The sequence below is a fragment of the Anaerolineae bacterium genome (assembly GCA_013178165.1).
Classification (GTDB): domain Bacteria; phylum Chloroflexota; class Anaerolineae; order Aggregatilineales; family Ch27; genus Ch27.
This window is the reverse complement of the sequence record JABLXG010000010.1, coordinates 97,252-104,728: the sequence shown is the minus strand read 5'-3', so window position 1 is coordinate 104,728 and position 7,477 is coordinate 97,252. Positions and strand designations below refer to the sequence as shown.

Annotated in this window: 8 protein-coding genes; 5 read left to right on the top strand and 3 right to left on the bottom strand. The window is 64.4% G+C overall.

From position 1 onward, the window contains the following. The first annotated feature begins 287 nt into the window (after window positions 1–287). From HPY64_09280 to HPY64_09260, 5 genes are all read left to right on the top strand, one after another. Window positions 288–638, top strand: coding sequence for a hypothetical protein (locus tag HPY64_09280; protein ID NPV67320.1), 351 nt, complete (start codon window positions 288–290; stop codon window positions 636–638). Window positions 639–665: 27 nt separating this feature from the next. Next, window positions 666–1,193 (top strand): signal peptidase II, encoded by a 528-nt coding sequence (gene lspA, locus HPY64_09275; protein NPV67319.1) that lies wholly within the window; start codon window positions 666–668, stop codon window positions 1,191–1,193. Window positions 1,194–1,327: 134 nt separating this feature from the next. Then, window positions 1,328–2,533: a hypothetical protein gene (locus HPY64_09270; protein NPV67318.1), complete on the top strand. Its 1,206-nt coding sequence runs from the start codon at window positions 1,328–1,330 to the stop codon at window positions 2,531–2,533. 220 nt (window positions 2,534–2,753) lie between these two features. Next, on the top strand, window positions 2,754–3,587 hold the full coding sequence (locus HPY64_09265; protein NPV67317.1) for a methyltransferase domain-containing protein: 834 nt from the start codon (window positions 2,754–2,756) through the stop codon (window positions 3,585–3,587). 74 nt (window positions 3,588–3,661) lie between these two features. Continuing rightward, window positions 3,662–4,594 (top strand): RluA family pseudouridine synthase, encoded by a 933-nt coding sequence (locus HPY64_09260; protein NPV67316.1) that lies wholly within the window; start codon window positions 3,662–3,664, stop codon window positions 4,592–4,594. Between the two features lie 33 nt (window positions 4,595–4,627). Here HPY64_09260 and HPY64_09255 read toward each other — a convergent pair whose 3' ends face one another. Genes HPY64_09255 through HPY64_09245 form a run of 3 tightly spaced genes read right to left on the bottom strand, consistent with a single transcriptional unit; the run spans window position 4,628 to window position 7,457 of the window. Beyond that, window positions 4,628–5,497 carry a sugar phosphate isomerase/epimerase gene (locus HPY64_09255; GenBank protein ID NPV67315.1) on the bottom strand — a complete coding sequence of 290 codons (870 nt, stop codon included), beginning with the start codon at window positions 5,495–5,497 and terminating at the stop codon, window positions 4,628–4,630. Between the two features lie 11 nt (window positions 5,498–5,508). Then, window positions 5,509–6,447: an SDR family oxidoreductase gene (locus tag HPY64_09250; protein ID NPV67314.1), complete on the bottom strand. Its 939-nt coding sequence runs from the start codon at window positions 6,445–6,447 to the stop codon at window positions 5,509–5,511. Beyond that, on the bottom strand, window positions 6,444–7,457 hold the full coding sequence (locus HPY64_09245) for an undecaprenyl/decaprenyl-phosphate alpha-N-acetylglucosaminyl 1-phosphate transferase (protein NPV67313.1): 1,014 nt from the start codon (window positions 7,455–7,457) through the stop codon (window positions 6,444–6,446). The genes HPY64_09250 and HPY64_09245 overlap by 4 nt, the downstream gene beginning before the upstream one ends. Window positions 7,458–7,477 lie beyond the last annotated feature (20 nt).

Genomic DNA, 7,477 nt, shown 5'->3' with positions numbered 1-7,477 from the left:
GGGTAGTGTATCTTTCGCGGTTGAAATTCAGATGCCGGTTGAAGGTTGCCCATCTACGCACCAAATCGCATGTGTATTTTCTCTCAAAATGACACGCGACTTCATTCTGTTGCAGGAACATGAAAACCATTCCACGAATTTCAACCGAAAAGGATACAGTACCAAAAAGTGCAGTTGCGCTCTCCCCGGCGGGCGGTAAAATCGCACCGCAACAGACTGTTGCGGTAGAGGATTTCCTGCCGTCCTTGCATCGCATCGCGCCAGCATCGCAAAAAGGAGAGGGGTTGATGATCCGGTCCCCTGAAGAACTGAAGCCCGTCCTGGAGGCCCTGCGCGCCGATTTGCTGGAGAACGTGGAGAGCCTGAAGGATACCCTGGCTCTGGATGGCACCGGATATACCAACCACCAGGCCGACGACGCCACCCAGGCCTTTGACCAGGCCAAGGACCTGGCCATACGCACCAGCAGCGAGAAGCGCCTGCAACTGGTAGAGGACGCCCTGGCCAAGTTCGAGGCTGGCACCTACGGCCACTGTGACAACTGCGGTCAGGAGATCGACCTGGCTCGTCTGGAAGCGATCCCGTATACACCGCTGTGTATGGCCTGTGCTGAAGCCCGCGACTACCTCCGGCGCTAGCCGCCGTCACGACCAAAGGATGCCGTTATGCGCTGGACCAGATGGCTGTTTCTGATCGGGGTTGCCCTTGCTGTGATCGCCCTTGATCAGATCAGCAAAGCGCTTGTCGCCGCTAACCTCGGCCTGTATGAGCAGTGGGCGCCGGTGGAGGCACTGCGTCCCTATTTTACCTTTACGTATGTGCAGAACACGGGGGCGGCCTTCGGTATCCTGCCTGATGGCGGGCTGTTTTTTGCCCTGGTGGCCTTTGTCGTCGTGGGCATGATTCTGTACTTTTACCGCCAGATGCCCGACCAGGGCTGGCCGATCCGCCTGGCGCTGGGCCTCCAGCTTGGTGGGGCCACTGGCAACCTGATCGACCGTATCCGCCTGGGGTATGTAGTCGATTTCTTTGACTTCAAATTCTGGCCGGTCTTTAACGTGGCGGACGCTTCCATTGTCGTCGGCGTAGGCCTGCTGCTGGGCGTGCTGTGGTGGGTGGAGCGCCGCGCCAACGATCCGCAACCGCCGGTGCCCCCGGTCGAAGACGAACCCTCCCAGATCGCGCCGCACTGACGGCTGCTAACAGCTCCTCCGACCAATCTTCTGTGGACAGGAAAAATCGCCCCAGCGCCTGCAAATCCTGTTGACGAACGCATGTTCTAATGTTATCATGAATCAGAACATGTGTTCAAAAGGAGGACAGGGCTGTGGCGACAACGACCTTCGAACTCAACTTGGCGCTGGTGGAGCGTTTCCGTCACTGGCGGCGGCAGGTCACCGCGCGTGGCCTGTGGCTGGGGTTGATCCTGCTGGCCGCACTGATCGCCTTTGAGGTATTCAACTTTGCCACGACCGAATACGCCCTGGCGTCCCTGCTCGGCGAGCGCGACGCCCTGGGGATCGCCACCTGGGCGCGCATCCTGGCCGTGGCCTTCTGCGCCATCGATTTTGCCGGATTGGCGCGCCTGTTCACGCCGGAGACCGGGCGTAAGGAGCCAAAGGAAGTCTGGCTGTTGACCGGAGCCTGGTTGCTGGGCGCCGGGATGAACGCTGTGATGACCTGGTGGGCGGTCGTCACGGCTTTCTCCGCCAACCCGCGCCTGGGCAATGAGCTGTTCAGCCGCGCCGATATGCTGGTCTATGGCCCGCCGTTCATCGCTGGCCTGACCTGGCTGACCCGTGTTCTGATCATCGGCACCTTTGCCTTTGCCGGGGATCACCTGTTCAGCACGTCTCATCAGGCCGGGCGGCTGGTGGAAAGCGCGGCGCGGCCACTTGGCGGCGGGGGCCGGACGAGCTTCAGCCCGGCGGAACCGCGCGCGGTGCCCGGCGGGACGGCCCGCAGCCTGCCGGAACGGAGCACGGCCCTGGGCGCCTCCGCCTACACCGACTCCGGTTCGCGCCGCCACTATGAGGCCCAGCGTAGCTTCTTTGGCAGCGGTGTGGGGGGTGGCGCATATGGCGGCAACCATGCCACCGCCAGTGCTGGCGGCACGGTCGACCGGCCTGTTGCCAGTGGCTCTCCGGTCGACCGTCCCGCCGGGCCAGTAGCCCGGAACAGCGAACCGCCTTCCATGCCGTCCGTCAGCCCGGCTACGCCGCGCGTGGAAGCCGCCCGACCTGTTCCCACCGAACCGACTTCCAGCAGCGGGCCGCTGGCAGGCAGCGGGTCGCTGGCAGGCAGCGGGTCGCTGGCAAGCAGCGGGCCGCGCTGGACAACCAGCCGATCGGAGAGCGCCGCTTCGCCACGCACCGCCCGCCCGGACGCCTTCAACGGCCCCTCGAGCCGGGCCAGCACGACGCGCACGATTGGCCCGGCCTCAAGCGCGCCCGCCCGGCCCATCGAAAATCGTCCGGAGCCAGCATCAGCGGAGCCGGTCTCGATGGAACTGGAGTATGTCGACCTGGATTGACTGCCTGCCACAGCCTGTCTGTTGCACCTGCGCCGGGTCTCCCCCCCGGCGCATTTGTTTTGTGTGGAAGCAGGAGGTGGGGAATGGGGAGCAGGCAGTGCGTGGAAGGTCTCCTGGCCTCCTGCCTCTTCTTTCCCGGCCTCGTTTCTGGCTACGCCCGTCCGGACGGGCTACAATACGCCTCCGGGTGACCCGCCAGCCTGCGCCCCCGGAGCGCGCTATGACCGACGAATTCGCTACCGTTTTTGACTGGAATGACCCGGCTCTGATGACCGTCTTCGATGAAGCGCCGTTGTGGTCGGCCATCTTTGGGCAGGTGCTGCTGGAGCGCGTCCCGCTGGCCCCTGGCCTGACCGTTCTCGATCTGGCCTGCGGCGCGGGCTTCCCGCTGCTGGACCTGGCCCAGCGCCTGGGGCAGGCTTGCCACGCCTACGGGCTGGACAGCTGGCTGAACGGCCTGCGGCGCTCCCGCTTCAAGCAGGTCGCCCTGGGCCTCAAGCATGTGGCGCTGATCGGCGGAGATGGCGCAGCCATGCCTTTCGCCCCCGCCACATTCGACCTGATCGTTTCCAACTTGGGGATCAATAACTTTGCTGACGTGCGCGGCGTGTTGCGAGAATGCACCCGTGTCCTGCGACCGGGCGGGCGGCTGGCCCTGACCACCAATCTGCGCGGGCACATGAGCGAGTTCTACACGGTGTATGCGGACGTGTTACAGGAAGCCGGACGCGCTGATCTGCTGCCCGCCCTGGAGGCGCACACCGCGGGCCGGACGACGGTCGCTGCTGCCTGCGCCCTGCTGGAAGAAGCGGGACTGGGCGTGACCGATATTTACGAGCAGACGTTCAGCCTGCGTTATGTCAATGGCAGCGCCCTGCTGCGCCACAGTTTCATCCGCATGGCCTTTCTGGAGGGCTGGCGAGAGTTTTTGCCGCCGGAGGAAGCCGTGGCGATCCTGCGGCGGCTGGAAGCGGCGCTCAACCGCCTGGCCGCCCGCGAGGGTGAGTTGCGGCTGACCATCCCGCTGGCCTATCTGGAGAGTGTCAAAAGGTAAATGGGGAGCCGGTTGAGGGGCGCGGAACCACCTGCCTCGATCCGCCAGACCCGTGAAGCTGCAAGGGAGCGTGTATGACGCTAAACGACTTCATCGAAGCCGAAGAGCCGGATTACGAATTCGTGGCGGAAGCCATCGGCGAGCGGCTCGACCGCCTGATCGCCGAGCAAGTGCCCGATCTTTCCCGCACGCGCATCCAGACCCTGATCAAAGAGGGCCGGGTGACGGTCAACAGCGGGCCGAGCAAGCCTGCTTACCGCATCGAGGGTGGCGAGCGAATCGCCATCTTTTTGCCCCCGGCGGTGACCAGCGCTGTGCTGCCGGAGCCGATCCCGCTTGACGTACTCTACGAAGACGCTGACCTGATCGCGATCAACAAGCCAGCCGGTATGGTCGTTCACCCTGCCTACGGCCACGACTCCGGCACGCTGGTCAACGCCGTGCTGTACCGCTGGCCGGAACTGCGCGAGGTCGGCGATGAGTACCGCGCCGGGATTGTCCACCGCCTGGACAAAGACACTTCCGGCGTGATTGTGATCGCCCGCACGCCCCGCGCCCACCGCGCCCTGGCCGAGCAGTTCGCAGCGCGCTCCATCGAGAAGAAATACCTGGCCCTGGTCGAAGGGTTGCCGGATAGCGCCAGCGGGCGGATCGAAGCACCCATCGGACGTGACCCGCAGCAGCGCAAACGGATGGCCGCCGTCCGTGGTGGTCGCGAGGCTGTGACCGAGTTCCGGGTACTGGAATATTACGCTGAGCACGCCTTACTGGAAGTACACATCCACACCGGGCGGACGCACCAGATTCGCGTTCACCTGGCTTTTATTGGCCATCCGGTGGTCGGTGATACCGTCTATGGTTACCGCAAGCAACGGATCAAGCTCCAGCGGCACTTCCTGCACGCGGCGGAGATGACCGTCCGCTCGCCCTCTACCGGCCAGCCGCTAACCTTCCGCGCGCCGCTGCCTGCTGACCTGCAAGACATCCTGGACAACCTTCCACGCTAGGAAACAGCAAAAACAGCGCCCCGCTCAAGATGTTCACCCCTTAGCCAGCGCCGCCCGGCAAAAGGCCGCCGCCTGAGCCAGTACAGCCTCGACGCGGCTCGGATCATCGGCTTCTAGCGTCTTCGGGTTCAGTTCCAGCACGATCTGGCCGTCAAAGCCTGTCTTGGCCAGGTGAGCCAGAAATCCGCCCAGGTCCAGCTCACCCGCCTGCGGCGGCAGGTGCTGCGCGCCAGCACGGTAGTTGCTCAGATGGATGTGGCGGACGCGCCCGTCGGCGGCGCGGTACGCTTCCAGCGGAGCCACACCATGTGTGGCCCAGTGCGTGGTATCCAGCGTCAGGTAGGGATGCACACGCGGCCAGTCTTCCAGCGTGTTCCACCACGTCAGGCGGCGCTGATCAAAGCCGGGCAGCAGGCGCTGCAGGGTGGGGCTTTTGGCTGGCAGATTTTCCACGCAAATGCGGACATCCGTTTCCGCCTGAAAGCAGGCCAGGCCGCCGCTGGCTATCCAGTCCCGGAGCGGTCGGCTGGCCGGGAGCCAGGGCAGCAATGTCCGCCGCCCGCCGCCGATCACCATGATGTAACCCACGCGATCAGGCAGATGGATCACGACATGCGCCGCGCCGATCACCTCCGCCAGGCGCACCGTCTGCCGGATAGACTCAACCGGGTCAGCCGGCCAGCCGGGGAGGACGTGCCCGATGAATGGCGCATGCAGGCTGCGGATAGGCAGACCGTAGGCATCAATCAGCCGCTGCAGATTTTCTGGCTGGCGTGTGTCGTAGCGCTCGTCGATCAGCACTTCAACGCCGTCAAAGCCGTGCACTGCCGCCAGCGCAAAGCAGCGATCCAGGCTGTAGAGATACAGCGAGCCGCTGGAAAAGGTCAGCGCGGGCATGCTCATCGCCAGTGTCCCTAGCTACCAGCGTGGAAGAAGTCCACCGTGCGGGCCAGACCGTCCTGGAAGGACACCTGTGGCGTATAGCCCAGGAGCTGGCGGGCGCGGGAGATATCCGCCCGCGAATGCTTGATGTCGCCGGGGCGCGGGGCAGCGTGGAGCGGGCGGATGTTCGTCCCCAGGATTGCATTGATCGCCTCGACCAGTTCCAGCAGGGAGATGCTTTCCCCGCAGGCCAGGTTGATCACCTGCCCGGCGGCGTCCGGGGCAGTGCAGGCCAGCAGGTTGCCATGCACCACATTGGCCACAAAGGTGAAGTCGCGGCTCTGCAGGCCATCGCCAAAGATCGTCGGCTGGCGGCCCTGCAGCATAGCCGTGATAAACAGCGGGATGACCGCTGCGTACTGGCTGGTGGGGTCCTGGCGCGGGCCAAACACATTGAAGTAGCGCAGGGCAACCGTCTCCAGCCCGTACACGTGGTAGAAGGCCTGGCAGTAGTATTCCCCGGCCAGCTTGGCGGCGGCGTACGGGGAAAGCGGTTGCGGCAGCATATCTTCCCGCTTGTACTCGCCCGCGATCTCGCCGTAGGCGGAAGAAGACGCAGCGTATACCACGCGGCGGACCCCCGCCCGCCGCGCTGCGTCCAGCACGTTGATCGTGCCGGTGACATTGGCGTTGTGGGTGCCCAGCGGGTCGTCGACGCTGCGCGGTACGGACGGGATCGCCGCCTGATGCAGGACATAATCAACCCCGCGAAACGGCTCGTCCAGCGCCGGGCGATCGGTGATGTCGACCTCGTAGAAGGTGATATGCTCCCGGAAGGGGGCCAGATTCTCCGGGCGTCCGGTGGCGAAGTTATCGATCACCCGCACGGTTTGACCGGCGGCAACCAGCGCCTCGACGAGATGCGATCCAATAAACCCTGCCCCGCCTGTCACCAGGTACGTCGCGCTCATAGCTTGCCCGCCCTCCGCTGTCGAATCCGGAACGTTTCCAGCCCGATAAATGCCGCCAACGCCACAACCAGCGTCACGCCAACCAGGATCAGCGCCATCTCTGGCGTCGAACGACTGACGAGGATGGCGTCGATCCCCAGGATCAAACAGACGCCGTACAGGATCAGCACGGCGCGGCGGGTGGTCAGACCCATCTGCACCAGCCGGTGCGAGGTATGATCTTTGCCTGCCTGGGCCGGGGAACGCCCCTCCCGTAGACGGGTGAAGACTACCAGCGTGATATCGAAGATCGGTAGTCCCAGCACCAGCACCGGCACTGACCAGGTGGCGATACTGGGCGGGGTGTTAAAGCGCAGCTTGATCGCCAGGATGGCCAGCACGAATCCCAGCACCTGGCTGCCCATGTCGCCCATGAAGATACTGGCCGGGTTGAAGTTGAAGATCAGGAAACCCAGCGCCGCCCCCGTGATCGCCGCCGCCAGGCTGGAAACCAGTCCCTGCCCTTCGCCTGCCGACAGGATGAAGAAAAAGGCCGCCGCGATGCCGGTCAGGCCGGCGGCCAGGCCATCCATGTTGTCCAGGAAGTTCAGGGCGTTGGTCAGGGCCACAATCCAGATCAGCGTCAGGGCGGAGTCGACGACGGGGATGCGGAACAGAGTGATGCGAATCCCGGCCAGGATCACGACCAGCGCGGCCACCACCTGCGCCAGCAATTTGGCGCGAAAACCCATGCCCTGCCGGTCATCGATCAGACCGATCAGAGCCATCCAGGACGCGCCTGCGCCGATGGCCAGCGTTTCCACCAGGTAGGCGCGTGGACTGAAGAACAACAGCGCCAGGACCATCCCGGCGTAGATCGCCAGCCCGCCCAGCAGCGGCGTGGCGGTAGTATGCACCTTGCGCCCGCTGGGCTGATCAATCACGTTAAAGCGCCAGGCAAGCCGCCGCGCCAGCGGCGTCAGCAGCAGCGCCCCTACAAAACCAGCCACCATAATCGGGACGAATTGCATAAGCTTCGCACCCTTCTCAT

Coding starts and splice junctions, on each gene's coding strand:
- HPY64_09280 (NPV67320.1), top strand. CDS start 288: ATGATCCGGTCCCCTGAAGAACTGAAGCCCGTCCTGGAGGCCCTGCGC.
- HPY64_09260 (NPV67316.1), top strand. CDS start 3,662: ATGACGCTAAACGACTTCATCGAAGCCGAAGAGCCGGATTACGAATTC.
- HPY64_09255 (NPV67315.1), bottom strand. CDS start 5,497: ATGAGCATGCCCGCGCTGACCTTTTCCAGCGGCTCGCTGTATCTCTAC.
- lspA (NPV67319.1), top strand. CDS start 666: ATGCGCTGGACCAGATGGCTGTTTCTGATCGGGGTTGCCCTTGCTGTG.
- HPY64_09250 (NPV67314.1), bottom strand. CDS start 6,447: ATGAGCGCGACGTACCTGGTGACAGGCGGGGCAGGGTTTATTGGATCG.
- HPY64_09245 (NPV67313.1), bottom strand. CDS start 7,457: ATGCAATTCGTCCCGATTATGGTGGCTGGTTTTGTAGGGGCGCTGCTG.
- HPY64_09265 (NPV67317.1), top strand. CDS start 2,754: ATGACCGACGAATTCGCTACCGTTTTTGACTGGAATGACCCGGCTCTG.